This window comes from Variovorax paradoxus (assembly GCA_016806145.1).
In the GTDB taxonomy this organism is placed as follows: Bacteria; Pseudomonadota; Gammaproteobacteria; order Burkholderiales; family Burkholderiaceae_C; genus Variovorax.
Window position 1 is genome coordinate 1,620,012 of the sequence record CP063167.1, and the last position, 24,170, is coordinate 1,644,181.

Below are 24,170 nucleotides of genomic sequence, written 5' to 3' on the forward strand. Positions count from 1 at the left end.
TCAGCGGCGCGCAACACCCAGCCGCTTCGCGGTGCGCGCGAGGTTGGCCGGATCGACCTGCAAGGCGCGCGCCGCGGCGGCCCAACTGAAGCCGTGGCGCTCGAGCGCCTGCTCCACCATCGTTCGCTCGAACTGCGTCACGGCCTCGCGCAGGCCTTGCGAACCGATCGCATCGCCGCTAGGGCGCGCCGCCGCGGGCTCGATCTTCGGCGGAGCCGCGGCCGGGCTGGCGAGCCCGAGGTCTTCGGCGCTCAGCGTGAGGATGCGCGGACGCTGCGCATGCCGGCCCAGCGCCTTGAGCACGCTGCGGCCCAGCAGGTGCTCGAGCTCGCGCACGTTGCCGGGCCAGTCGTAGGCCAGCAGCGCGGCCTGCGCGCCCGCGTCGAGCCGTACGCCGCCCAGGCCCATGCGCACGCGCGCCTCCTCGAGGAAGAAGCCACCGATCGGCAGCACGTCGCGCCCGCGTTCGCGCAGCGGCGGCACCTGCAGCGGATAGACGCTGAGCCGGTGGTAAAAGTCCGCGCGCAAGCGGCCCGCGCGCACCTCCTCGGCCAGGTTGCGGTTGCTCGCGGCGATCACGCGCACGTCCACGCGGTGCTCGCGGTCGGAGCCCAGGCGCTGGATCTGGCCGTCCTGCAGCGCGCGCAGCAGCTTGGCCTGCACGGGCAGCGGCAGTTCCGCCACCTCGTCGAGGAACAGCGTGCCGCCGTCGGCGAGCTCGAACTTGCCGCGGCGATCGGTCACCGCGCCCGTGAAGGCGCCGCGCACATGGCCGAAGAGTTCGCTCTCGACCAGGTTGTCGGGCAGCGCCGCGCAGTTGATGCTGACCAGCGGCCGCTTCGCGCGCGGCGAGGCCGCATGCAGCGCCTGCGCCACCAGCTCCTTGCCCACGCCGGTCTCGCCCTGGATCAGCACGCAGAGTTCGCTCGGGCCCGCGAGCGCGATCTCCCTGAGCAGCCGCTTGTGCGCGGCGCCGTGGCCGATCAGCTGGCGCGGTGCCTGGCCGCCCGCGCGCGCGTAGCTGTCGGCGCGCAGCCGCTCGTCTTCCACGCGTGCGGCCAGGCCGTCCATGCGCGCGGCCACCACCACGGTGGCGGCCGCGAGGCTGGCGAAGGCCTGGAGCACATCGAGCTCGACGCGCGAGAAGCGGCCGACCTCGAGCGCGTCGAGCGTGAGCAGGCCCCAGGGCCTGCCGTCGACGCGCAGCGCGCAGCCCATGCAGTCGTGCACCGGCAGATGGCCCTGCACGCCCTCGACCAGTCCGTCGAAGGGATCGGGCAGGCCGCAGTCGGCCGCGAAGCGCACGGGGCCGGGCGCCTCGAGCAGCTGGGCGAAGCGCGGATGCTCGCTCGCGCGAAAGCGACGGCCCAGCGTGTCGCGGCCGAGGCCGTCGACGGCCAGCGGCACCAGCCAGTCGCCGTCGAGCCGCAGCATCGCGGTGGCGTCGCAGGGCAGCAGGGCGCGCAGGGCCTGGAGCAGGCGGCGATGGCGTTCGGCCTCGGGCAGGTCCTGGGCCAGATCGGCCATCAGGGGCAGCAGGGCGGTGAGCAGGCTGGGAGGCGTCATGGGGTGGCGGCCATTGTCGCGGCGCGCCGATGCACGCAGCGGCCGCAAGGCCTCCTTGCTTAACATCCGCCCATGTCGAAGCTCCAGCTACGAATCGACCGCGCGGCACGCGAGCCGGTCAGCGAACAGATCGCCGCGGGCCTGCGCGCGGCCATCCGCGAGGGCCGGCTCGCGCCGCGCGCGCGCCTGCCGTCGTGGCGCGACCTGGCCTCGCAGCTCGGCGTGGCGCGCGGCACGGTGAGCGCGGCCTACGAGCGGTTGCTCGATGCGCAGCTGATCGTCTCGCTGGGCGCGGCCGGCACCTTCGTCGCCGAGCATCTGCCGCCGACGTCGCGCCCGCGCGAGGCCGTGGCGATTCCATCGGCGCCCGGCGGCACCATCCCGAGCTTCCCTGGCCGCTCGGGCATCTTCCAGATGGCGAACCCGGCGCAGGACCTGTTCCCCGCCAAGGTCTGGGCGCGGATCATGACGGGCGCGGTGCGCGCCACCTCGCATGCGCGCCAGATCAATCCCGACCCGCGCGGCGAGCTCGCGCTGCGCAGCGAGATCGCGGCCTACCTCTCGCTCGCGCGCGGGCTGCCGTGCACGGCCGCGCAGGTCTTCGTCACCACCGGCTACGCGGGGTCGCTCTCGCTCGCGGTGCAGGCGCTCGGGCTGCGCGGCACTTCGGCCTGGACCGAGGATCCCGGCTACCCCACCACGCGCCGCTGTCTGCAGGCGCTCGGCGTCGAGCCGGTGCCGGTGCCGGTCGATGCCGGAGGCCTGGTGGTCGACGAGGGCGTGGCACGCGCGCCCGATGCGGCGCTGGCCGTCGTCACCGCGGGGCAGCAGGCGCCGCTCGGCGTGGCGCTGTCGGCGTGGCGGCGGCAGGCGATGCTGGCCTGGGCCGAGCGCGCGCGGGCCTGGGTGGTGGAGGACGACTATCTGGGCGAGCTGCAGCTCGGCGCCCGCGCCGCGCCCTCGCTCGTGGCCGCGGGCGACGGCGCGCGCGTGCTGCACGTGGGCACCTTCAGCAAGACCATCAGCCCGATGCTGCGGCTCGGTTTCCTGGTCGTGCCGGCGGACCAGGTCGAGCGCTTCGCGCGCCATGCGGCGGTGGTGCCGCCGGCCCCGGCGCCGCTGGTGCAGCTGGCGGTGGCTGCCTTCCTGCGCGACGGCCATTTCCTGCGCCACCTGCGCCGCACCCGGCAGGTCTATGCGCAGCGGCGCGCGGCACTGGTCGCCTGCCTCGATGCGGCATCGGCCACCTACATCGCCGCGGGCCTGACCGTGCTGCTGCGCCTCGCACCGGGCGTGTCGGACCTGGCGCTGGCGCAGTCGCTCGCGGCGCACGGCCTGACGCCGGTGCCGCTGTCGCCGTGGTACGCGTGGCCCGGGCCCGAGAACACCGGGCTGCTGCTCGGCGTGGCGGACCTGCGCGTGGAGATCGCGGCCGAGACCTGCGCGCGCTTGCTGGCGCTGGTGCGGCAAGGCTGAGTGCGCCATCGCGATGGGCCGCGATGGTCCATCCGATCCACCGATTCTTGGCACTGTGCGCCGGACCATCGGCTGCATAAGCTGGAGGCTCCAAAGCATCCGCATCCGAGAGAAAGAACGCCATGAGCGAAAGAATCTTCCTGGCCGGCGCCACAGGCGCCATCGGCTCGGCCCTGATCCCGTTGCTGCGCGAGGCCGGCTACGAAGTGCACGGCAGCACCCGCCAGCCCGAGCGCGCCGCGGCGCTCGAGGCCCAGGGCGTGAAGCCGGTGCTGGTCGACGTGTTCGATGCAGCGGCGCTGAAGGCCGCGCTGGTGCGCATCGCGCCGCACGGCGTGATCCACCAGCTCACCGACCTGCCGCGCGGCCTCGATCCTGCGCGCATGGCCGAGGCCACGGCACGCAACGCCCGTGTGCGCACCGAGGGCACGCGCAACCTCGTCGAGGCCGCGCGCGCCGCGGGCGCGGTGCGCATGGTGGCCCAGAGCATCGCCTGGGCCTATGCGCCGGGCCCCAAGCCGTATACGGAAGCGCAGCCGCTCGACACCGAGGCCGAAGGCGCGCGCCGCGTCAGCGTGGGCGGCGTGGTGGCGCTCGAGCAGGCCGTGCTTCACGCACCGGGCATCACCGGCACCGTGCTGCGCTACGGCCAGCTCTACGGCCCGGGCACCGGCGCCGACGAGCCCAAGGGCGCGAGCCCCGTGCATGTCGAAGCGGCCGCCTGGGCCGCGCTGCTGGCCTGGCGCCATTCGGCCGGTGGCGTCTTCAACATCGCCGAGGACAACCCCGAGGTCGACAGCGGCAAGGCGCGGCGGCTGCTCGGCTGGACCCCGTCGATGCGGCTGGGCGCGGAGGCACGGTCGTGAGCATCGCGGCCCGCCTATCGTCGCGCGCGCCGCGGCATGCGGTAGCGCTGTCGCTCGCGGGGCTCGCCCTTGGCGCGGCCGCATGGGCCCTGGTGCCGCATGCGGGCAAGCAGGTCACCGTCGCGTGGCTCGACGACCTTTGCACCAGCGTGACGCGCCCGATGTTCGCCTCGGCCCCCGCGCCCGAGGGCAGCGCCGCGCGTCCGCAGACGACCGTGCGGCCGCTGTCGTGCGAGCCGCTGCCGAACGTGCCGGGCAAGTCCATCACCACCGCCATGGTCGAGTTTCCGCCGCTGGCCTACACCCCCGCGCACCGGCATCCGGGCTCGGTGCAGGCCGTGGTGGTCAGCGGCACCGTGCGCTCGCAGATGGCGGGCGGCCCCGCGGTCGACTACCAGGCCGGCCAGACCTGGTTCGAGCCGCCGCGCGCGCTGCACCTGTTCGCGGAGAACCCCGATCCGGTGAAGCCGGCATCGCTGATCGCGACCTTCATTGCGGATTCGGATTGCGGGCCGCTGGTGTTGCCGCCTTGAGCAAGCAAGCTCGCCGCCGCAGGGTGGCCGAGGCTGTATGGCGTCGGGAATCCGTCGGACCCGTCGCCACATACGCGCTGTGTAACAGCGCACCGCCCCTTCAGCGCCTGCGCTCCCGCACCAGAATCACCACCCCCGAGATCAGAAAGTACACCGCCCCTACCGCCGCATAGCCCGCCAGCGTCTGCGGAATCGGCGCATCGGTGCCTTGCCGCGAGATGAAGAGCCCGCCCGCCAGCGCGGACTGCGCGCCGCTGAGCATCATCACCCACTGGCCGCGTTCGGCCTTGCGGCGGCGGAGGGCCGTGGCCAGTTGCAGCAGGCCCGACACGATGGCCCAGACGCCGAAGATCAGCAGCACGACCTGCCAGCCGGCCACGAGCGAGGCCGCAACCGCGAGCGCGACCAGGGTGCTCATCCAGAGGTTGAGCATCTGCGTGGGATTGGCCTGCGCGCCACCGCTCATCCGGGCGTCCCACAGGTTGGCGAAGGCGTCCCAGGCGGGGTAGACGATCAGCAGCACGGTGGCCAGCGCGGGCGACTGCCTGGCGACGGTGAAGGCCAGCGCGACCCAGGCGAAGGAGAAGGCGGCGCGGGTGAAATAGAGCTTGCGCAGCCAGGCGGCGCGCGGGGATGGGTTTTGCAGGATGTCGGACATGAGGAAGAGGCGGTGGAGGCCGCGAGAGAGGAGGGACCGCCCGTCGAGCGGTGGATGCCACGATTCTTCCGGGCCGCCCCGGCGGCCGGTATCGGTCGAATGACCGACACGCGCAAAATGCGCCATGTCCGACGACACGACCATCCCCGTTTTCGACGCCGTCCGCGCGCTGGCCTTCATCGGCGACCTGAGCATGGGCCAGCCGATCGACCATTCGCTGCGCACCGCCTGGCTCGCGGGCAAGATCGCGGCGCGGGCCGGCTGCACCGCGCCGCAGATCGAGGCGGCACGCCATGCCGCGCTGCTGCGCTGGTCGGGCTGCACGGCCAATGCGCAGGAGTTCGCCGACTTCCTCGACGACGACGTCGAGGGCCGCCGGGCCCTGCTCGCCTCGTCGGCACCGCGCATGCGCCAGCCCCACGACAGCGCGCCGGTGCCCGGTGCGGTGCTCGCCATGGCCGAGATCCACTGCGAGATCGCGGGCGACATCGCCCACACGCTGGGGCTGAGCCACGACACCGAAGCCACGCTGCGCGCGGTGTTCGAGGCCTACGACGGCAGCGGCGTGCCCGGCCTGCTGCGCGGCGAGGCGGTGCCGTTCTCGACCTATGTGGTGGCGCTGGCCAGCGACCTCGAGATCTTCGGCCGCCTGTACGGCATCGAGCAGGCGCTCGCGCTGGTGCGCGGCCGCGCGGACAGCCTCTACCCGGCCGCGCTGCTCGACGCCAGCGCGGCCGATCTCGCGGCCTGGATGCAGGCGCTCGATGCACCTGCCGCGCCATGGGCCGAGGCGGCGGAACAGCCGGACTCGATGCGCCGGCCCATGGGGCTGGAACTGGTCGGCGACGTGATCGACCTCAAGCTGCCGTGGATGACCGGCTACTCACGCCGCGTGGCCAGCCTGGCGCGCGACTGCGGCGCGCGCATGGGACTGGACGAAGCCGGCTGTGGCCGCGCCTACAAGGCGGGGCTGATCCATGGCATCGGACGCGCCTCGGTGCCCAATGCGATCTGGAACGCGCCCGGGCCGCTGCAGGCCTCGGCGCTGGAGCGCGTGCGGCTGGTGCCTTACTGGACCTCGCGCGCCGCCGGGCAGATCGATGGCCTCGCGGCCGAAGCGGAGATCGCGTCCTTCGCCTTCGAGCGGCGCGATGGCTCGGGCCATTTCCGCGGCCGCTCGGGTGCGGCCATGCCGCTGGAAGGGCAGGTCGTCGCCGCGGCCGAACAGTGGTGGTCGCATTGCACGCGCCGTCCGTGGCGCGAGGCGCTGACGCGGGAACAGGCGGCCGAGCGCATGAACGAAGACGCCGCGGCCGGCCGCTTCGACGCGGCCGTGGTCGAGGCGCTGTGCGCCAGCACGCTGCCGGGCGCGGTGCCGCCGAAGCCCGCGGCGCCGACGCAGGACGATGCATCGCTGTCCCAGCGCGAGCTCGAGGTGCTGCGCTGCATCAGCCAGGGCGACAACACGAAGGAGGTGGCGCGCGCGCTGGGCATCAGTCCCAGCACGGTGCGCACGCACGTGGAGCGCGTGTTCCAGAAGCTCGGATGCACGACGCGCGCGGCCGCGACGCTGAAGGCGGCGACGCGCGGGCTGATCTAGGGCTGTTGACGCAGCCTCAGAGCATGACGTCGCCCCCGTTCGGCGACAAGGACTGCCCCACGTAGAACGCACCCGCTTCCGACGCCAGCAGCAGCGCGGTCGGTGCGATCTCGCCCACCTCGCCGAACCGGCCGACCGGCAGCTGGCTCTTCTTGAACGCCAGCCATTGCTCGCTGTGATTGCGCAACAGGTCGGTGTCCACGGGACCCGGCGCGATGGCATTGACCAGCACGCCGCGCGGGGCGCCCTCATAGGCCAGCGCACGCGTGAATCCGACGACGCCGGCCTTGGCCGCGCAGTAGTGGGCGAGGCCGGGCGCGCCCTTGTAGGCGAGCTGCGAGGCGACATTGATCACGCGTCCCCATTGGCGCGAGGTCATGCCCGCGAAGAAGGCCCGCGTCACCAGCATCGTGCCGCGCAGGTTCACGCCGACGGTCAAATCCCAGTCGCGCTCGTCGGTCGACTCGAAGGGCCGGTCGCCGCCGCCGACGCCCGCGGAATTGACGACGATGTCGACCTGGCCGAGCCGCTGCGTGGCCCATTCGGCGAACCGGTCGACCGCAGCGGGGCTGGAGACATCGCATTCGGTGCAATGGAGCGCGTGCCCCCTGGCGGCCATCCGCTCGCGCAGCGCGCTGGCATTGGCCTCGTCGCCCAGATGGCAGATGGCGACCTCGGCACCATGTTCGAGGAACAGCTCGGCGATGGCGCCGCCGATGCCGCGGCTGCCGCCGGTGACGACGGCCTTGCGGCCGGAAAGATCGAACGGGCTCTTCACGATTCGGCTCCCTGGGTTGCGGGCGCCGGATGCACGTGCCGCCAGTGCCGGGCGATGTCGATGCGCCGCGTCACCCAGACGTCGGGGAACTGGCGGATGTAGTCGAGAAAACGCTCCAGGGCCGCGGCGCGCGCGGGATGGCCGACGAGTCTCATGTGCAGGCCGACGGACATCATCTTGGGCTGGGTCCGGCCCTCCTTGTAGAGCATGTCGAAGGCATCCTTGAGGAACCCGTACCAGTCGTTGCCGGTGCTGACGCCGGCGGCGAACTGGCCGTCGTTGTTGGTCAGCGAGTAGGGCACCACCAGGTGCGGTTGGCCGTCGACCCGTGTCCAGAACGGCAGCTCGTCGCCGTAGTAGTCCGAGTCGTAGAGAAAGCCGCCTTCCTCGACCAGAAGCTGGCGCGTATGGACGCTCGGTGCGTAGCGGCAGTACCAGCCCTGCGGGCGCTCGCCGATCGAATGGGTCAGGGACTCGACGGCGCGACGGATGTGCTCGCGCTCTTCGTCCTGCGACAACCGATAGTGCTGGATCCAGCGCCATCCATGCGAGCACACGTCGAAGCCCGACGCCTTGATGGCATCGCAGGCCTCGGGGTTGCGTTCGAGCGCCAGCGCGCAACCGAAGATCGTGGCGGGCAGCGAACGCTCCTGCAGCAGCCGCATGACCCGCCAGAAACCCACCCGGCTCCCATACTCGAAGAGCCCCTCGGCGGCGAGGTCTCGCCCCTCGAGGTTGGCCAGGCCGTGGCTTTCGGTGAACCAGGTCTCGGTGAGGCCCTCTCCGTCGTGAACGGAGGGCTCGGACCCTTCCTCGTAATTGAGGACGAAGTTGAGGGCGAGTCGGGCGCCGCCTGGCCACTTCGGATCGGGAGGATTGCGGCCATAGCCGACGAAGTCTCTTTGAAGGTGGTTCACGATCAGGCTTCTTTCAGGATCTTGGACAAATCGATGGTTGTCGGCTCGACGTCGACGAAGGTCTCGTCGCCTTCGGTCCCGTCGCGCCACATGAAGATGGCATGCGTCGAACGCCTGTCGAGCACATGCAGGCCGAGGTGCCAGACGCCCGGACGGAAGGTGATGCCCTGCGACGGGCCGGCGATGAAGGCGAGCGCCTGCCGCATGTCGGGGCGGCCGAGCGCGTCGGGCGCCACGACCACCAGCCAGCGGCCGGCGTTCATGGGAATGAACGACTGGGACGAGTGCGGATGGCATTCGAGGCTGCCGAACGCGAGCCTGCTTTCGCGCACCGGATCGTTCGTGACCAGGGACAGCGAAGCGCTCGCGTGCGATCGACGCGAGGCCAGTTCCGCGTCGAAGTAGTCACGCCGCGGCAGGGCGGGCGCCTCGATGACGCGTCCGAAGGGCGCGAACTCGGCTTGCGAGAGAGGGCGCGGCTCGATCTCGATCATGGCCGCCCACTCCGGCGTGCCTCGATCCATTCTGCGTACGAGCGGATGCCCTGTTCGAGCGAGACCCGGGGCTCGTAGCCGAGGTCACGCCGTGCGGCCTCGATGCTGAACTGTTCCTGGAACTCGTCCACCGGGTCCGGCCCGGGCTGCAACACGATGTCGGCTGTCGGAAAGACATGGCGCACCAGCTGCGCGAGCTCGCCCAGCGTCACGCGCGTGTTGCCCGTGACGTTGTAGGTGGTCCTGGGCAGCGATTCGGCATCGAGCGCCTCGAGCAGGCCGTCCACGGCGTCGTCGACATGGATGAACTGCCGCGGAAAGTCCGAGCCGAACGCCATGCGCGTGGGGCGCGCGGCGAGCGCGTCTTCGATCATGGTGCGGACCACGCAGTCCGTCGTCCTTCCGGGTCCGTACACCCATGACAGGCGGACGCTGGCCGCCGACAGGCCGTACTGCTGCGCATAGGCGGTCGTGATGTATTCGGACGCGACCTTGCTCGCGCCGTACAGGCTCGCGGGTTGCAGCAGGCCATCCTCCGCGACCGGTGCCGCCGATCGAACGACGCCATAGGCGCTGGTCGACGAGCAGTAGACGAAGCGCCGGGCCTCGTGAACGCGCGCCAGCTCGAGCATGTTGGCGGTGCCGACGATGTTCACCTGCACCATCGCGTGCGGCGTATCACGGGCCACCATGGGCCCGGAGAACGCCCCGCAATGGACGACCGAGTCGATCCCCTCCCGCGTGAGCGCGTACATGCGGTGCACGTCGCCCAGATCGCAGCCGACGATCTCGATGCCGTCCTCGGTGACCGACGCGCTTCGGTCCAGCGCGATGAAGGCGCGCCGCTGCTCGGCCAGCCGGCGCGCGAGCGTGCGGCCGACCAGGCCCGCGGCGCCGGTGACCAGCACCGGCTTGGTGTTTGTTCGATCGAATGTCATGGGGCCTCGGCAGTCTCCAGGGTCAGGGTCGCAACCGGTTCCTTCGCCTCGATGGGAAGCTCGGCCTCCAGCAGCTTGCGCGTGTAGGCCTCCTTCGGATGCGAGAAGATCTGTTCGGTCGGGCCTTGCTCGACGATCTTCCCGTGGCGCATCACGGCGACGTAGTGGGCCAGCGAGCGCACGGAGTTCAGGTCATGCGTGATGAACAGCGCGGACAGCCCCATGCGCTTTTGCAGGTCGCGCACCAGGTCGATGATCTGGGCGCGCACGCGAATGTCGAGTGCGGTCGTCGGTTCGTCGAAGATGACGAAATCGGGCCGCACGGCCAGTGCGCGCGCGATGCCGACGCGCTTCTGCTCGCCAGCCGTCAGTTCGTGCGGGTAGGCGTTCGCCTTCGCGCTGGCGATGCCGACCAGCTCGAGCAGCTCCATCACGCGGGCGTCGCGCTCGGTCCGCGACAGCGCCTCGCCGAGCTTCAACGGCTCCGCCACCAGCTCGCGCACGCGCCATCGCGGGTTCAAGGCGACGTAGGGCTCCTGGAACACCATCTGCATGCGCCGGCGCACCGTGCGGAACGCCTTGTCCGAGAGCGCGAGCGTTTCCTGGCCGTCGAAGCGGATCGAGCCGGCGTCGGATTCGAGCAGCCGGACCAGGCATTGGCCCATCGTCGTCTTGCCGGAACCGCTCTCGCCCACGAGGGCGAGGGTCTCGCCGCGCGCGATGGTCAGCGACACATGGTCGACGGCGCGCACCACGTCGGAGGAGCCGTCGACATGGAAGGTCTTGACCAGGTCCGTGACCTCGAGCAGGGGCTGCCCGCTGCGCGAGCCCGCGCTCGCGGAAGCGTCGGGGACCATCGGAAGCGGACGCACCTTGGCCGCTTCGAGCAGCTCGCGGCTGTAGGGATGCCGCGGACCCTGCGTGAGGAACGAGTGCACGCTCTCGAGTTCGAGCAGCTCGCCGGACTTCATGATGCCCACGCGGTCGCAGTACGCGGCGACCATGCCCAGGTCATGGGTGATGAGCACCACGGCGAGACCGAGCTCGCGGCCCTTCTGGACCAGCAGGTCGAGCACCTGCAGCTGGATCGTGGCATCGAGCCCCAGGGTGGCATCGTCCGCGAGCAGGACCTTCGGTTGCGCGATCAGTGCCATCGCGATGACGACCCGCTGCGCCATGCCGCCGGACAGCTCGTGCGGGTAGGCATGGGCGCGGCGCTCCGGATTGACGATGCCGACCTGCTCGAACAGGGCGATGGCCTCGCGCCAGGCCTGCGCCTTGTCGATGCCGCGGTGGGCGCGAAGCACGCGGGCGATCTGCTCTCCCACCTTGACGACGGGGTCGAGCAGCGACTTCGCGTTCGTGCCGATCAGGGCGACCTCGCCACCGCGGAGTCCGCGCTTCTGTGCCTGCGTCATCGTCGAGACGGCCTGGCCGCGAACCAGGACCTCGCCGTCGAGGATGCGGCCGTCGCCCGGCAGCATGTCGATGATGGCGCGTGCCAGCAACGACTTTCCCGCTCCGGTTTCTCCGACGATGCCGAGGATTTCTCCGGGCCGCAAGCTGAAGCTCACGCCGCGCAGGGCGGGGGAGGCCTGTGCATCGGAGAAACCGACGCTGAGGTTGCGAACCTCGAGCAACGCGTCTGCGACCTGGTTCATGGAGCGCTCCTCGTCTGGGGATCGAACATCTGCTTGGCTGCATCGCCCAGCAGCGCGAATGTCAGTACGGAAAAGACGATGGCCAGGCCCGGGAAGAGCGCGACCCACCACACGCCGAGGATCATCTGCTGCGCGCCGTTGCTCACCATGAGCCCCCATTCGGGCGTGGGCATCCGCACGCCCGCGCCGACGAAGGACAGGCCGGCCGTCAGCAGGATCGCCATCCCGATGCTGATGGAGATCTGCACGATGGCCGGGGTCAGTGCGTTCGGCAGGATGTGCTGGAACATGATGGCGCCGTCGGTCGCGCCGCTGCAGCGCGCCGCGGCGATGAAGGGCCGGTCGCGCAGCGACAGAACCTCGGCACGGATCAGGCGCGCGAACACCGGCGTGAAGAGCACGGCCAGCACGATGGCGACGTTCCATATCTCCTGGCCCATGACCGAGACCAGCACCATGCCCAGCACGAAGACGGGAAAGGACTGGACGAAGTCGAAGATGCGCATCGCGAAGGAACTCGCCCAGCCCTTGTAGTAGCCGATGGCCAGCCCGATCGGCACCCCAATGACGAAGGCGATGGCCACCGCGGTCACGCTGATGAGCAGGTTGATGCGCGTCGCGAAGATCACGCGGGAGAAGATGTCCATGCCGGACACGTCGGTGCCGAACAGGTGCGCGAAGGACGGCGACTTCAGGGCATTGATCGGGTCCGCGTCGACCGGGGAATACGGCGCGATCCAGGGGGCGAACACGATAGCGAGGAACTGCATGGCCAGCAGCGAGAGTCCGATGGCCAGGGTCAGCTTCGCGCCACGCCGATGGGCGGCAGCCATGATCTTCATACTTCGATCCTCGGGTCGGCGATGCCGTAGAGAACGTCCACCACGGTGTAGACGATCAGGATGAATGCGGCGGCGACGAGCACGAAGCCCTGGAGCGCCGGGTAGTCGCTGTTCATGACCGCGGAGACGGCGTACTGCCCGAGACCGCCCCACGCGAAGATGGTCTCGACCAGCACGGCGGCGCCGAGCAGGAAGCCGAACAGGAAACCGACCATCGTGATGATCGGCGGCAGGCTGTTGCGCAGTGCGCTCTTGATGAGCTGGCGCTCCGACAGGCCGCTCGCGCGCGCATGGCGGATGTATTCGCTGCGGTAGTTGTCGGCGAAGACGATCTGGGTCATCTTCATCAGCGCTCCGGCATTCACGATCGCGAGGGTGAGCACCGGCAGGCACAGGCGCCCCACGGCCGACGCGAAGGCCGCCGTGTCGCCGGCCAGCAGGGTGTCGATCGTCAGGAAGCCGGTGACCGCGGGCGGCGCCGACATGATGGCGTCGATGCGTCCGAACGGCGCGGGCGCGATGCCGGCGACATAGAACAGAAAGTAGATCAGCAGCAGGCCGACCCAGAAGTCCGGCACGGCGCCCGCGGCCAGGCCATAGACCTTGCTGAAGCGGCTCACGAATCCGCGGGGCTTGACGACCGAGACGACCGCCAGCGACAGGCTGACGACGATGGTCAGCAGCATGGCGTAGGTGATCAGCTCCAGGGTGGCGGGCACGCGATCGAGCAGGTCCACCGCCACGGGATTGGCGGTGAACATGGACGTGCCCAGGTCGCCGTGCACCACGGTGGAGAGATAGCTCGTGAACTGCGACCACAGGCTGCCGTTCAGGCCCAGCCTCTCGCGCAGGTTGGCGATCTGCTCGGGCGTGGCCATGTTGCCGAGCATGAGCAGGGCCGGGTCGCCCGGCAGCAGCCGGATGAGCAGGAAGGTGGCCAGCAGCACGCCGAACATCTGCGGAATCAGAATGCTCAGCCTGGCCAGGACGATTCGAAGCGGTCGCGGTAGCGATCGCAGCGACGTGCGTAGCGTCATGTCTTTCCTTGTTGGATGGCTCGCGTGTGCCAGGGCGTCCGCGCGAGCCGCGGATCGCCCGGCACGGCGGGGTTCACTTCTTCGAGAAGTCGGACCAGTTGTTGCTGTTCGGCGTGTACCAGCTGTAGCCCGTCACGCTGGCCCGCGTGGCGAGCTGGTAGCCCGGGTTCATGAGGAACACCCACGGCGCCTGGTCCATCACGATCTGCTGCACACGCTTCATGCCGGCTTCACGCTTGGCTTCGTCGGTGCTCGACAGCCCCTCGTTGATCAGCTTGTCGACTTCGGCGTTCTTGAACTTGGGATAGTTGATCAGCGATGCGCTGTTGAGCCACAGGTTGGCGACATAGGCGGCGTCGGGAACGATGGCCATGTCGCGGAAGAAATACATCGGGATCGTGCCCTTGGAGTAGCGCTCGACCAGCGTCGATGCGGGCAGCTTGACGAGCTCCGCCTCCACGCCGGCACGCGCGAAGGCGGTCTTCAGGATGACGGCGATCTCCTCCTCGATCTGGTCGCCGGTGCGGTAACCGAGTTGCGTCTTGAAGCCCGACGGCTGGCCGGCCTCCTTGAGCAGGGCCTTGGCCTTCTCGACGTCGAGGCTGTACTTGAAGTACTGGTCGGTGTAGGCTGGATAGATCTCGGAGATCGGGCTCTTGGTCGGCCGGGCCTTGCCGTAGTAGACGGCCTTCAGGATGTCCTCGCGGGGCACCAGGTAGTTCAGCGCCTGGCGGACCTTGGGGTTGTCGAACGGCGGCGTGGTGTTGTTCATCTCCACGCGGTGGATGTAGTTGCCGAAGACCTGCCACACCTTCAGCTGGGGGTTCTTCTCCAGGGTGGCGAGTTCGCGCGGCGAGAGCCATTCGGCCACGTCGACCGCGCCGGCCTGCAGTGCCGCCAGCCGGTTGGCGGACGTCGGCATCTCGCGAAAGATCACTTTCTTGATCTGCGGCGCGCCACGGTAGTAGTTCGGGTTGGCCTCGTAGACCACCTCCTGGCCCGACTGGAACTTCGTGACCTGGTACGGTGCGAACGATGCCGAATGGGTGGACAGCCAGCGCGATGCCCAGGCGTCGTCGGCGGTGGCGTTCTTCTTCGCCGCCGTCGCGTCGAGGATGCCGAGGTCGTTGTTGACCCAGATGCGCTCGATGAGCGGAGAGGTCTTCGGCAGCGTCACCTTGACCGACATGTCGTCGATCTTCTTGAACGCGTCCTCGTACTTCGTGATGCCGAGGATCTGGTTCATGTACCAGCGGAAGTTGGCGTTCTTGTTCCAGCCGCGCTCGAACGACCACATCACGTCGTCGGCGCGCAGCTCGTTGCCGGCCGCGCTCTTCACGCCCTTGCGCAGGAAGAAGGTGATGGCGGTCTTGTCCGCCGAGACCTCCCACCGTTCGGCGAGCGCGCCGACGAGCTTGTCGAAGTTCTCGACCTTGACGCCGTCGACCATCTTCGTGTCGTAGGCCAGCAGGCGCTCGTAGATGTTGCGCTTCGCTTCGTGCGTCGCCTCGGTCGGCGGGTACTCCTGGTCGAGGGACTCGGGCGTCCGGGGACCGGCCACCACGAGGATTGATTTCGCATCCTGGGCGAAGGCGGCGGGCGCGAGCACCGCGCCGAGCAGCGATGCCGCGAAGAGGGCCCGGGCCGCTGGCCCTGCGAGCGATTGCACGACGTCGGTCTTGATGTTCATTGCTGGCTTTCCAAGTTTCTGGGGTGGTTGAAATGAGAAGGGCGCACGGGGAGGCCGGGCTTCAGGCCGCGGCGAGATGAGCGGGCGGCAGGATCGAGGGGCGACCGGCGGCGATGAAGCGGCCCTGGTTCCTCGGGCCGACGCAGGCGCTGCCGTCCCACAGCACTTCGCCGCGCAGCAGCGTGAAGGCGGGCCAGGCGCCGAGCTGCATGCCCTCGTAGGGGGTGTAGTCGACGGCGTGGTGCAGCGCGCTGTTGCGGATGGTGAGCTCGCGCTCGTCCCAGATCACCAGGTCCGCATCGGCACCGATGCAGATGGCGCCTTTGCGCGGATGGATCCCGTAGGTCTTCGCGGGGCCGGTGGCGGTGAGTTCGACGAACTTCTCGAGGCTGATGCGGCCCTTGAGCACGCCTTCGGAATACAGAAGGGGCATGCGCGTCTCGAGCCCGGGAATGCCGTTGGGGATGTGGCGGAAGGCCACCTCTTCGCCGTTCGGGTGCTTGCCGCCAGGGCCATCGAACTTGAAGGGCGCGTGGTCGGACGAGAACACGGTGAAGAGGCCGTCCCTCAGTCCGTTCCAGATGACCTCCTGGTTGGCCTTGTCGCGCGGCGGCGGGCTGCAGACGCACTTCGCGCCGTGATAGCTGTCGTCGATGCCCAGGTCTTCCGCGGTCAGGAACAGGTACTGCGGGCAGGTCTCCGCGAAGATGTTCAATCCATGGGCGCGGCCCCAGCGGATCTGCTCGATGGCTTCCCGGCCCGAGACATGAACGATGAGGATCGGCACGTCCACCAGTTCGGCGAGCGCGATGGCGCGGTGCGTCGCTTCGCGCTCCACCAGCATGGGGCGCGAGTGCGCATGAAAGCGCGGCGCGCTGCGGCCCATGGCCTCGAGCCGCTGGGTGAGCCATTCGATGCAGTCCGAGTTCTCGGCGTGCAGCATCGCGATCGCGCCATGGCGCTTCGCGACATCGAGCACGTCGAGGATCTGCCCGTCGTCGAGCTTCAGGTCGTCGTAGGTCATGTAGGCCTTGAACGAGGTGTAGCCCTCGCGGATCAACGCGGGCAGTTCGGCATTCAGCACCTCGGGCGTCGGATCGCTGACGATGAGGTGGAACGCATAGTCGACATGGGCGATGCCGTCCGCGCGCCGGTGGTAGTCCTCGACGGCGGCGCGCAGGCTGCCGCCTTTTTGCTGCGCAGCGAACGGGATGACGGTGGTGGTGCCGCCGCAGACGGCGGAGATGGTCCCGGTGTCGAAGTCGTCGGCCATCCTGACCGGCGGCGGCGAGGGCTGGTCCAGGTGGCAATGGGCGTCGACGCCGCCGGGGGTGACGACGCGGCCCTTCGCGTCGATCTCGCGGCTGCCTCGTGGAAGGTCTCGCCCGAGCTGGACGATCCGGCCGTCCTTGATGCCGATGTCGGTGTCGAACACGTCCGACGCCGTTGCCGCGCGGGCATTGCGGATCACTAGATCAAAAAGGGATGCACTCACTTGGGTTCTCTCGCACCAAAAATGTTCAACAAAATGGGATTTCTTTGCCTAAGAACGTCTGGCGATTTGTGTTTGCAAAACATATGCCAGATTGTCTGCAATATTGTTGACATCACTTTAGCCGCTTGTCGGGCGACAAAGAAGGGAGGGCAAACCCTCGCAAGCGGCCATGCGGAACATGGCGCTGGAAGGGCCCTGCTGGCTCTGCGGCCATGCCGAGTGGGCGACTTCTCAGACGAGACGAGGTCGATCGTGAGCCCGGCAAGGCGCCCGTCGGGCGCACTACACAGTGTTAGACTTTCTACAATCTTCCAAAAAATTGTTGGCACCTGAGCAGAACCAATGCCTGGAAACATGTCTACGCCTTCCACCGCCATCCCCGCGCCGCGCCGTGAGCGCGACAGCAGCGAAGAGATCTACGAAAAGATCTACGTCGCGATCCAGGAGCACCGGCTGCTGCCGGGGACCAAGCTGGCCGAAGAGCGGCTGGCCGAAATCTTCAAGGTGAGCAGGCCCCGCATACGGGAAGTGCTGACCCGGTTTGCCTACGAGCAGATCGTCGAGCTCATCCCGAACAAGGGGGCCTTCGTCGCCAGGCCGACGATCGAGCAGGCGCGCGACGTGTTCGAGGCCCGCCGCGTCATCGAGCCGGCGATCATGCGGCGGCTGGCGCAACGGGCCACGCCCGACGTGGTCGACGCCCTGCTCACGCACGTGGACCAGGAGATGGGCGCGCGCACGCGGGGCGACAAGCGGGCCGTCATCCGCCTGTCGGGCGAGTTCCACAACCTGTGCGCCGACCTGGCCGGCAACACGACGCTCGCGCGCACGCAGCGCGAGCTGTCCACGCTGACCTGCCTGATCATCCTGGTGTACGACGCGCCGCCGGCGGAGAGCTGCCGGGCCGACGAGCATTCATTGATCGTGGAGGCGATCAAGTCGAAGGACGCGGAGCGCGCCGCGCAGCTGATGCTGCATCACCTCGACCACATCGAGAAGAGCGTGAACCTCAATCAGGAGCCCGAAGAGGTCAACCTCGAGGACATCTTCGGGGCCAGCTAGGCGACGGCCGCGACCCCCGGCCGCACCGGAATGCGCGCCACGAAGCTCGTGCCGTGCTCCGCCGTCGAGGTCACCTGCAGCGTGCCGCCGTGCGACTTCACGATCAGCGAGCAGATGTGCAGCCCGAGGCCCAGTCCGCCGTGGCCGCGACTCTCGGCGGGCCGCCAGTAGGGCTGGAAGATCTTCTGCAGGTTGCCGGGCGAAATGGGCTCGCCCTGGTTCTTCACGCTCAGCACGAACCAGCCGTCGCGCGTCCAGGCCGCCACGTCGATGGGGCTGTCGGGCGCGCCGTGCGAGACGGCATTGCCCAGCAGGTTCGACAGCACCTGCTGCAGGCGGCCGCGGCTGCCGTGCACGATGTCCGTCACCTCGATGTCGGCGGCGATGGCGCGCGCGGGATGCGCGGCGCGCATCTCGGCCACCACGTCGTCGAGCGCGAGGCCCAGGTCGGGGATCTGCTCGCGAGCGACGTCGAGCCCGCTGCCCATGCGCCCGCGCGCGAAGTCCATCACGTCCTCGATCAGCGAGGCCATGCGCTTCGTGGTGGCGCGGATGCGCAGGCCCGCGCGCGTGCTGTCGGGGTCGGCGGCGCGCCGGGCCAGCAGTTCGCCGATGGCGCTGAGCGAGGCCAGCGGATTGCGCAGGTCGTGGCCGAGCACGGCGATGAACTGGTCGCGCAGCTCGGCGGTCGCCTCGGCGTCGAACAGGGCGACCTCGGTCGCGCTCTGCCGGTCCTCGAGTTCCAGCGTGTGGCCGATCAGGTCGGCGAAGCCCTGGAACATCGCGATGGTGCGGGCGTTGTCGACGTCGTGCGGCGTGGGATCGATCGCGCAGAGATTGCCGAAGTAGCTGCCGTCGCCCTTGACGATCGGCACCGAGATGTAGCTCTCGATGCCGTAGATGCGCGGCGTGTGGTGCGTGCGAAAGACCGGGTGCGTGCTGGCGTGGTCGAAGGCGATGGGCTGGCGCGCCGCGCGCGATTCCACGCACAGGGTGGTGTGGACCTCGAGCTGGCCGCCGGGCTTGAGGCCGAAGTTGATCCGATCGAGCACCGCGCAGGCGGTCCAGCTGTCGCCGTCGACGCGCGCGACGGCGGCGAAGCCCATGCCCGTCTGTTCGCAGATCAGCCGCAGCATGGAGGGCACCGCGCTGATCCGGCCGATGGCTTCGACGTCGCGCCGAATGTGTTCGGCCAGTTTCAGGGTGTCCATTCGATGTTGTCCTGACTCGGGGGACCGGACGCATCCGATCGGTCGTTCGATGATCAACGCAGCCGTATGTCAGGCAGCAGGCTGGCTCCGCGGCCATTGTCGGGCAACAGCCGGGATGCGCCTATGGCAAAAGACATGGCGGCGCGCTCCCGTGCGAGCGCCCGGCGCGCGGTGCTCCGGGTGGCCGCGTCCCGGGGCTCGCCTCCATCCCGTCCGCCGCGGCCGCCCGCATGCCGATGCCGCAGGCCAGTGCCGACGCAGCACCCAGCATGAAAGCGCGCCGCGAGCCCAGTCAAGACGCCCGCTGCTGCGCGTCGGCGAGCGTCGATCGATGGGCCAGGAAGAAGCGCAGCATCTCGCGGCTGGCATCGACGCCATCGGGTTGCGTGTAGCTGCCCGCGGCGCTGCCGCCCGACCATGCGTGGCCCGCGCCATGCAGCACCCAGTGCTCGGCATCGCCACGGCCCGGCGACGCGGGATGCACGGTGCGGGTGTAGCGCCGGCCCGCCGCGGACAGGCCCTCGCTGACCGTGCCGGGCATCGCGCCCGCGACGATCGCGCGACCGTTGCCCGGATGCACCGTCGGGTCCGCGTCGCCGTGGAAGACGATGGTCGGCGGCGATCCCTGCGTCGTGGCGCCGCGCGCCGCGGGCGAGCCGGTGCGCATCGCATTCAATGCGCTCATCATGTCGTGCGCCGCGCCGTGCGGCAGCCCCGAATGCACGCCGACCGCGGCGTACAGCTCGGGATAGCAATGGCCCAGCACATCGGCCATGGCGCCGCCGGCCGACAGGCCCGCCACGTAGACGCGCGAACGGTCCGCCCGCTGCTGCGCGACGATGTGCTCGGTCAGCGCGGCGAGCAGGGCCGGTTCGCCGCGCCCGCGCGCCTGGTGCTGGGTCTTGAACCAGTTCCAGCATTTCTGGCCATGGGCGCGCTTCGCCTGCTCGGGGTAGAGCACGATGCAGCCGCTCTCGCGCGCGCGCTCGTTCATGCGCGTGCCCGCCGCGAAATCCGCCGCGCCTTGCGTGCAGCCGTGAAGCATCAGCACCAGGGGCCTGGCGGCCGCCGGCTGCGCCGAGGCCGAGGCGGGCACGAAGAGCATGTAGTCGACGGTGCGGCCCTGGTGCGTGAAGCTGCCCTGGGTCCAGGCGTCGGCCGCTTCGGCTGCGCGTGGCTCGGGCGACGGCTGCACGTCGACCACACGCACCTGCGCTTCGATCACATCGTCCTCCACCATCGGTCGGGCGGCCGTGGGGGGCGCCTCGGTGGGCGAGGTTTCGCCCCGCAGGGCGCGCTGGATGAGCTGCGTGGCATCCACGAGGCGGCCGTCGCGCGTGAGTTGGGCAGCGTCGCGCATCAGGCCCGATAAAAGTGTGTTCATGGATGAAAGTCCCTTGGATGCCGACCGGAAGGTCAGCGAATGCGGTCGGCCAGCGCGGCCTTGACGGCCGGCGACGCGTGGAGGGCACCGAGCACGGTGAGCGAATCGATGGTGGCCTTGGCGAGCGCGGGGCTCACGTCGGGGGCGATGACGGCCAGGCCGAGCACGCGGATCTGCAGCGTCTCGCCGGCCGCGCGAACGGCCTCGAGGTCGGCCGTGGAGAAGCGCTGCAGGCCCAGCACCAGCATGTTGCGCGACACCGCCTGGCGCAGTGCGTCCGCATGCGTCGCGAGGTGCGTGCGGATGGCGGTGCGGATGAAGTCCGTGCGGTTCGAATAGAAGCCCTCGGCCACCAGCAGATCGACCTGCCCGAGGTCGACGAAGCCCATGTTGATGGTGATCTTCTCGGACTCGGGGGCGCGGGCGACGACGGGGGCGGGGCTGGTTTTGGTCGGCATGAGCCATCCTAACACCATCCATATGGATGGTGCTTGGATGTTTCATGGCTGGGGAGATTCAGCCGGGGCGGTCCGACGCGCCGTCTCGCAGGTCATCCGCCGGCGTCGGTGGCCAGCCGCGCTCGATCAAGGCAACACGAGCAGATGCCGCTTGTTCTTCTCGGCCGCGAAGTCCTCGGCCCGCGGCAGCGGCGTTGTCGCCGTGGTCACGGGCCATGCCTCGGCGAGCCTCGCATTGAGGTCGGCATACGTGCGCTGCTCGCTCGTCAGCGCATGGTCGGCGCGAATCGCTTCGACCGGACATGCGAGCTCGCAGATCCCGCAGTTGATGCAGGTCCGCGGGTCGATCACCATGAAGTTGGGGCCTGCGTGGAAGGCATCGACCGGGCACACGCCGACGCATTCCCCGAATCGGCAAGCGATGCAGGGCTCCGTGACGACGAAGCTCATCGGGCGGCTCCCCGGCCTACTTGCCCGCTTCGAAGCCGGCCGCGTTGAAGAAGATGTTGGGCTTGCGGTAGATGGCCAGGATCGTGCAGCCTTCGTCGGAGCGCGTCTCGTGCAGCGACAGGGGCTGGCGCCAGACGAACTGGCCGGCGCGGCAGATGCCGTCGTGGTCGGAGAACGAACCTTCGAGCACATAGCTCTGCTCGATCTCGGGGTGCTTGTGGAAGGGCAGGACGGCACCGGGCTCCCACTTGAGCAGCACGGTCATCTCGCCGATCTCGTCGTTGCGGTAGAGCACCTTCATCTGGATCTTGGGGAACTGGGAAGGCTGCCATTCGAGCTGGGCAGGGTCGACGTAGACCGAGCCGCCGATGGTGGGCTGAAGCTTGCCGGAGAGGCGTTCCTTGAAGACTGCGGACATGGGAGGCTCCTGGGTGGGGTTGGACACGCGGTCGATGATACCCAGTAGTTTCCCAATAGACAACTTTTTCCGGTTGAGGCGCTCGGCGTTACGCCGGAAGTTACTGTCGCTTGGGAAAATCCTGAGGTTGTCCTTTGGGAAACACCCTCGTACACCTTCCGTCATACCCTGTTGGAGAGATGACTGGAGGACGGCGCCTCGACAAGATGCGCTCTTGCGCCTTCGCCGCAGCAGCAGGAGCTCCATCGTGAACTTGGCCCTTCAATTCGAAACCCTCGGAAGAAAGCAGCTCGCGATCCAGGACGGCATCCAGTTGCTCGCGCAGGTACGCGGCGACCTGGCCCGTGCGCGGTCGGCGGCCGAGGCATGGGGAACGGTGGCGGTGCTGTCCAACGTCACGCTGATTCCGCTGAATGTCATTCTGAATGCCTTCGAGCTGAAGAGCGCGAACACGATGTACCAGGTGCTCGTGCAGCAGCTGTATGGAAAGCTCGCCAGGAGCGGTTCCCGCCTCGACGGTTCATGGAAGCCCGTGCTCTCGCTGCTCAAGCAGGCGATCGTCGAGGAGCTCGAGCGCAAGGCCCTCACCGAATTCATTCCCGGCGTCAACATCCTCGTGGGGCTGTCGGAGGATTCGCTGGCCGCATGGCAGGCCATCCGTCTCGTCGAGTCGGGCAACCGCGAGATCGCGGGGCACCTCGTCAGCCTCGAAAGAAAGATCGAGGAGGCGAACCGCCAGCTGGTGGAATTCGGCGTCCGAAGAGCGGAGATCCTCGGCCAGTTGCAGAGTCAGGCGCGCACCGCTTGATGGGCGATGGCTGGCGCCCTGATGAAGATCCAGTCCCGCTACGCGTACGACCCCGAGTCGGACCTCCTGGGCAGCGGAGGATTCGCGCGCGTCTTCCGCGCCCGCGACGAGCTGCTGCAGCGGGACGTCGCGCTGAAGGTCTTCAACCTCACGGGCTCGCACGACTACACCGTGCTCAACGAGATCCGCAAGGTCATCCAGCTCGCGCATCCGAACCTGATGCGCTACTTCGACGTGATCCTGCTCGAGCAATCGAACGCGCTCGGCGAGAAGGAGCAGCTGCAGATCGGCGTCATGGAGTACGCCAATGCCGGCGACCTCAAGCAGTTCGCGCGCGCCAACCCGGGGTCGGCGCAACTCGAGGTCCTGCTCGCGGAGGTGCTGCACGGGCTCGCCTATCTGCACGCCAGGGACATCGTCCACCGCGATCTCAAGGCGCAGAACATCCTGCTGGTGCGCCAGGGCGAGCGGCTCACGGCCAAGCTCGCCGATTTCGGGGTCAGCAAGGAACTGGGCCAGGCCGGCAAGAGTTCGTCGGTGATGGTGGGCACCATCGAGTACATGGCGCCCGAGCAGTTCAGCCCGCAGCGCTACGGCATCGACGGCAAGATCGGCCCCAGCCTCGATCTCTGGAGCTTCGGCGTCATGGTTCACGAACTGCTGACCGGCAGGACGCCGTTCGGTGGGCGCGACGGCGCGATGACCACCGAGCAAATCATGCGGGCCATCCTGTCCTCCGAACTGCCCGCGGGCGTCGAGCAATTGCCCGAGCCTTACCGCAGCGTGATCGAGCGCTGCCTGGTCGCGGATGCCAAGGACCGCATCCGCAGCGCGAACGAGTTGCTGCGCTACTTCGACGGCGGATCCGGGCCTGCCGCGGCGGTGGTCCCGGCGGCCGAGGTCCGCGATGAGGACGCCACGCGCCTGCTGGCCAAGGATCTTGTGCCGAGCCCCCTTGCCGCGGCGCCGCCGCCCGCGGAGGACGTGGCAACCCGATCTCCTTCCCCACGGGCCGAGCGCAGGGCGAAGCGTCTTCTTCCCGCGATGGCGGTGTTCGTGCTGCTCCTGGCGGTGGGCCTTGCGTGGTGGCATGCCACGCGCCGGGACGATGGACTCGTCGAGCGCGTCGCCACACCGCCTCCCGAACCATCGCGGCCAGTGCCGGCGCCGGCACCCGCGATCACGCCAGCCCTTGCGACCGAGCCAGCAGCCGCGCCCGTCGCACCGGACAACGAGATCGGCGAGAGCAACCACCGCGATGTTCCGCTCGAGCAGTTGCTAGGTGCCATCAAGGCCACGAAGGACAAGGAGCGCAAGAAGACCCTGAAGTTCTTCGCGCGCTCCAGGCTTTCCGGCGAGCTCGACTTCGGCAGCGCCGCCGGGCTCGTCAACAGCCAGCCGGCGGTTCTGAGGTTCACCAGCTACGACCCCGCGAAGAACCTGTTGGAGATGCGGATCAAGGTGAGCGGCAAGGAAGGCGATACCCCTTGCAAGGGCAGCCCTTGCGCGCAGGAGTCCAGGGTGATCGTGTCGGTCGGTGCATTGGACCGGATCGAGTTTCGCGGCACGGCGGACTACTTCGAGCTGGATTGCTGGGCGTCCACGGGCATGCGGGGACGAACAGGGGGCTGCATCGACATTCGACGCCTGGAGGGGAACTGCGAAGCCGACAGCCCGTCGAGCGGCGCGTGCGGGGCCTTCGATGCCTTCAGGCTCGGCTTCGGATTTGGGCGGGCGGGCAGCGACGATCGAAAGAGAGTGAACGCCTTCAAGAACGCATTGCGAAGGATCGTCTACGAGATCGATGGCCGCCCGGCGCTCTGAAGCT

General features: G+C 69.0%; 23 protein-coding genes. 7 read left to right on the forward strand and 16 right to left on the reverse strand.

The features are described 5' to 3' along the window. The gene (gene norR / locus INQ48_38605; protein QRF61304.1) at positions 1-1,566 is read right to left on the reverse strand and encodes a nitric oxide reductase transcriptional regulator NorR; all 1,566 of its coding nucleotides are present in this window, start codon (positions 1,564-1,566) and stop codon (positions 1-3) included. 72 nt (positions 1,567-1,638) lie between these two features. Here norR and INQ48_38610 point away from each other — a divergent pair, with 72 nt between their 5' ends. The 3 genes from INQ48_38610 (at position 1,639) to INQ48_38620 (ending at position 4,441) form a co-directional block, all read left to right on the forward strand. Beyond that, on the forward strand, positions 1,639-3,042 hold the full coding sequence (locus INQ48_38610; GenBank protein ID QRF61305.1) for a PLP-dependent aminotransferase family protein: 1,404 nt from the start codon (positions 1,639-1,641) through the stop codon (positions 3,040-3,042). Between the two features lie 122 nt (positions 3,043-3,164). Next, entirely contained in the window at positions 3,165-3,908 is a 744-nt protein-coding gene (locus tag INQ48_38615) for an NAD(P)-dependent oxidoreductase (protein ID QRF61306.1), read from the forward strand. A 161-nt stretch (positions 3,909-4,069) separates the two neighbouring features. After that, a complete protein-coding gene (locus INQ48_38620; GenBank protein ID QRF63155.1) occupies positions 4,070-4,441 on the forward strand; it encodes a cupin domain-containing protein in 372 nt (123 codons plus the stop codon). A gap of 100 nt (positions 4,442-4,541) precedes the next feature. Here the strand turns inward: INQ48_38620 and INQ48_38625 are convergent, their stop codons facing one another. Beyond that, a complete protein-coding gene (locus INQ48_38625) occupies positions 4,542-5,099 on the reverse strand; it encodes a DUF308 domain-containing protein (GenBank protein QRF61307.1) in 558 nt (185 codons plus the stop codon). A gap of 124 nt (positions 5,100-5,223) precedes the next feature. Here INQ48_38625 and INQ48_38630 point away from each other — a divergent pair, with 124 nt between their 5' ends. Beyond that, positions 5,224-6,699, forward strand: a complete 1,476-nt coding sequence (locus tag INQ48_38630; protein ID QRF61308.1) for a helix-turn-helix domain-containing protein — start codon at positions 5,224-5,226, stop codon at positions 6,697-6,699. 16 nt (positions 6,700-6,715) lie between these two features. Here INQ48_38630 and fabG read toward each other — a convergent pair whose 3' ends face one another. The 9 genes from fabG to hydA all read right to left on the reverse strand — a co-directional run bounded on the left by fabG (position 6,716) and on the right by hydA (position 16,551). Then, positions 6,716-7,477, reverse strand: coding sequence for a 3-oxoacyl-ACP reductase FabG (gene fabG, locus INQ48_38635; protein ID QRF61309.1), 762 nt, complete (start codon positions 7,475-7,477; stop codon positions 6,716-6,718). Beyond that, positions 7,474-8,394: an allantoinase PuuE gene (locus tag INQ48_38640; protein ID QRF61310.1), complete on the reverse strand. Its 921-nt coding sequence runs from the start codon at positions 8,392-8,394 to the stop codon at positions 7,474-7,476. The genes fabG and INQ48_38640 overlap by 4 nt, the downstream gene beginning before the upstream one ends. Before the next feature lie 2 nt (positions 8,395-8,396). Next, positions 8,397-8,888, reverse strand: a complete 492-nt coding sequence (locus tag INQ48_38645; GenBank protein ID QRF61311.1) for an ureidoglycolate lyase — start codon at positions 8,886-8,888, stop codon at positions 8,397-8,399. Beyond that, positions 8,885-9,826: an NAD(P)-dependent oxidoreductase gene (locus tag INQ48_38650; protein QRF61312.1), complete on the reverse strand. Its 942-nt coding sequence runs from the start codon at positions 9,824-9,826 to the stop codon at positions 8,885-8,887. The genes INQ48_38645 and INQ48_38650 overlap by 4 nt, the downstream gene beginning before the upstream one ends. Next, positions 9,823-11,487: an ABC transporter ATP-binding protein gene (locus INQ48_38655; protein QRF61313.1), complete on the reverse strand. Its 1,665-nt coding sequence runs from the start codon at positions 11,485-11,487 to the stop codon at positions 9,823-9,825. Before INQ48_38655 ends, INQ48_38650 begins: the two co-directional genes overlap by 4 nt. Next, complete coding sequence (locus tag INQ48_38660) at positions 11,484-12,320, reverse strand: ABC transporter permease (GenBank protein QRF63156.1); 837 nt, start codon at positions 12,318-12,320, stop codon at positions 11,484-11,486. The genes INQ48_38655 and INQ48_38660 overlap by 4 nt, the downstream gene beginning before the upstream one ends. A gap of 5 nt (positions 12,321-12,325) precedes the next feature. Then, positions 12,326-13,366 carry an ABC transporter permease gene (locus INQ48_38665; GenBank protein QRF61314.1) on the reverse strand — a complete coding sequence of 347 codons (1,041 nt, stop codon included), beginning with the start codon at positions 13,364-13,366 and terminating at the stop codon, positions 12,326-12,328. Positions 13,367-13,439: 73 nt separating this feature from the next. Further along, positions 13,440-15,056, reverse strand: coding sequence for an ABC transporter substrate-binding protein (locus INQ48_38670; protein ID QRF61315.1), 1,617 nt, complete (start codon positions 15,054-15,056; stop codon positions 13,440-13,442). 61 nt (positions 15,057-15,117) lie between these two features. After that, positions 15,118-16,551: a dihydropyrimidinase gene (hydA, locus tag INQ48_38675; protein ID QRF61316.1), complete on the reverse strand. Its 1,434-nt coding sequence runs from the start codon at positions 16,549-16,551 to the stop codon at positions 15,118-15,120. A gap of 354 nt (positions 16,552-16,905) precedes the next feature. Here hydA and INQ48_38680 point away from each other — a divergent pair, with 354 nt between their 5' ends. After that, a complete protein-coding gene (locus INQ48_38680) occupies positions 16,906-17,613 on the forward strand; it encodes a GntR family transcriptional regulator (GenBank protein ID QRF61317.1) in 708 nt (235 codons plus the stop codon). On the opposite strand, the gene INQ48_38685 is transcribed toward INQ48_38680, so the two are convergent. The 5 genes from INQ48_38685 to INQ48_38705 form a co-directional block, all read right to left on the reverse strand. Next, positions 17,610-18,824 carry a HAMP domain-containing histidine kinase gene (locus INQ48_38685; GenBank protein ID QRF61318.1) on the reverse strand — a complete coding sequence of 405 codons (1,215 nt, stop codon included), beginning with the start codon at positions 18,822-18,824 and terminating at the stop codon, positions 17,610-17,612. The two genes, INQ48_38680 and INQ48_38685, sit on opposite strands and share 4 nt — an antisense overlap. 292 nt (positions 18,825-19,116) lie before the next feature. Further along, on the reverse strand, positions 19,117-20,184 hold the full coding sequence (locus INQ48_38690) for a PHB depolymerase family esterase (GenBank protein QRF63157.1): 1,068 nt from the start codon (positions 20,182-20,184) through the stop codon (positions 19,117-19,119). 56 nt (positions 20,185-20,240) lie between these two features. Further along, positions 20,241-20,666, reverse strand: a complete 426-nt coding sequence (locus tag INQ48_38695; GenBank protein QRF61319.1) for a CopG family transcriptional regulator — start codon at positions 20,664-20,666, stop codon at positions 20,241-20,243. A gap of 126 nt (positions 20,667-20,792) precedes the next feature. Next, positions 20,793-21,116, reverse strand: a complete 324-nt coding sequence (locus INQ48_38700; GenBank protein ID QRF61320.1) for a ferredoxin family protein — start codon at positions 21,114-21,116, stop codon at positions 20,793-20,795. A 16-nt stretch (positions 21,117-21,132) separates the two neighbouring features. Continuing rightward, positions 21,133-21,534 carry a cupin domain-containing protein gene (locus INQ48_38705; protein QRF61321.1) on the reverse strand — a complete coding sequence of 134 codons (402 nt, stop codon included), beginning with the start codon at positions 21,532-21,534 and terminating at the stop codon, positions 21,133-21,135. Positions 21,535-21,781: 247 nt separating this feature from the next. Between INQ48_38705 and INQ48_38710 the strand changes: the two genes are divergently transcribed. After that, complete coding sequence (locus INQ48_38710; GenBank protein QRF61322.1) at positions 21,782-22,342, forward strand: hypothetical protein; 561 nt, start codon at positions 21,782-21,784, stop codon at positions 22,340-22,342. A gap of 21 nt (positions 22,343-22,363) precedes the next feature. Next, the gene (locus INQ48_38715) at positions 22,364-24,166 is read left to right on the forward strand and encodes a serine/threonine protein kinase (protein ID QRF61323.1); all 1,803 of its coding nucleotides are present in this window, start codon (positions 22,364-22,366) and stop codon (positions 24,164-24,166) included. Positions 24,167-24,170: the final 4 nt, after the last annotated feature.

What these genes read in the sequence shown, in the direction of transcription:
- INQ48_38685 (QRF61318.1), bottom strand. Translation starts at nt 18,824, where the DNA reads ATGGACACCCTGAAACTGGCCGAACACATTCGGCGCGACGTCGAAGCC.
- INQ48_38625 (QRF61307.1), bottom strand. Translation starts at nt 5,099, where the DNA reads ATGTCCGACATCCTGCAAAACCCATCCCCGCGCGCCGCCTGGCTGCGC.
- INQ48_38680 (QRF61317.1), top strand. Translation starts at nt 16,906, where the DNA reads ATGTCTACGCCTTCCACCGCCATCCCCGCGCCGCGCCGTGAGCGCGAC.
- INQ48_38610 (QRF61305.1), top strand. Translation starts at nt 1,639, where the DNA reads ATGTCGAAGCTCCAGCTACGAATCGACCGCGCGGCACGCGAGCCGGTC.
- INQ48_38695 (QRF61319.1), bottom strand. Translation starts at nt 20,666, where the DNA reads ATGCCGACCAAAACCAGCCCCGCCCCCGTCGTCGCCCGCGCCCCCGAG.
- norR (QRF61304.1), bottom strand. Translation starts at nt 1,566, where the DNA reads ATGACGCCTCCCAGCCTGCTCACCGCCCTGCTGCCCCTGATGGCCGAT.
- INQ48_38690 (QRF63157.1), bottom strand. Translation starts at nt 20,184, where the DNA reads ATGCGCGACGCTGCCCAACTCACGCGCGACGGCCGCCTCGTGGATGCC.
- INQ48_38655 (QRF61313.1), bottom strand. Translation starts at nt 11,487, where the DNA reads ATGAACCAGGTCGCAGACGCGTTGCTCGAGGTTCGCAACCTCAGCGTC.
- INQ48_38615 (QRF61306.1), top strand. Translation starts at nt 3,165, where the DNA reads ATGAGCGAAAGAATCTTCCTGGCCGGCGCCACAGGCGCCATCGGCTCG.
- INQ48_38705 (QRF61321.1), bottom strand. Translation starts at nt 21,534, where the DNA reads ATGTCCGCAGTCTTCAAGGAACGCCTCTCCGGCAAGCTTCAGCCCACC.
- INQ48_38660 (QRF63156.1), bottom strand. Translation starts at nt 12,320, where the DNA reads ATGGCTGCCGCCCATCGGCGTGGCGCGAAGCTGACCCTGGCCATCGGA.
- INQ48_38670 (QRF61315.1), bottom strand. Translation starts at nt 15,056, where the DNA reads ATGAACATCAAGACCGACGTCGTGCAATCGCTCGCAGGGCCAGCGGCC.
- INQ48_38620 (QRF63155.1), top strand. Translation starts at nt 4,070, where the DNA reads ATGTTCGCCTCGGCCCCCGCGCCCGAGGGCAGCGCCGCGCGTCCGCAG.
- INQ48_38700 (QRF61320.1), bottom strand. Translation starts at nt 21,116, where the DNA reads ATGAGCTTCGTCGTCACGGAGCCCTGCATCGCTTGCCGATTCGGGGAA.
- INQ48_38650 (QRF61312.1), bottom strand. Translation starts at nt 9,826, where the DNA reads ATGACATTCGATCGAACAAACACCAAGCCGGTGCTGGTCACCGGCGCC.
- INQ48_38665 (QRF61314.1), bottom strand. Translation starts at nt 13,366, where the DNA reads ATGACGCTACGCACGTCGCTGCGATCGCTACCGCGACCGCTTCGAATC.
- INQ48_38715 (QRF61323.1), top strand. Translation starts at nt 22,364, where the DNA reads ATGAAGATCCAGTCCCGCTACGCGTACGACCCCGAGTCGGACCTCCTG.
- INQ48_38630 (QRF61308.1), top strand. Translation starts at nt 5,224, where the DNA reads ATGTCCGACGACACGACCATCCCCGTTTTCGACGCCGTCCGCGCGCTG.
- INQ48_38645 (QRF61311.1), bottom strand. Translation starts at nt 8,888, where the DNA reads ATGATCGAGATCGAGCCGCGCCCTCTCTCGCAAGCCGAGTTCGCGCCC.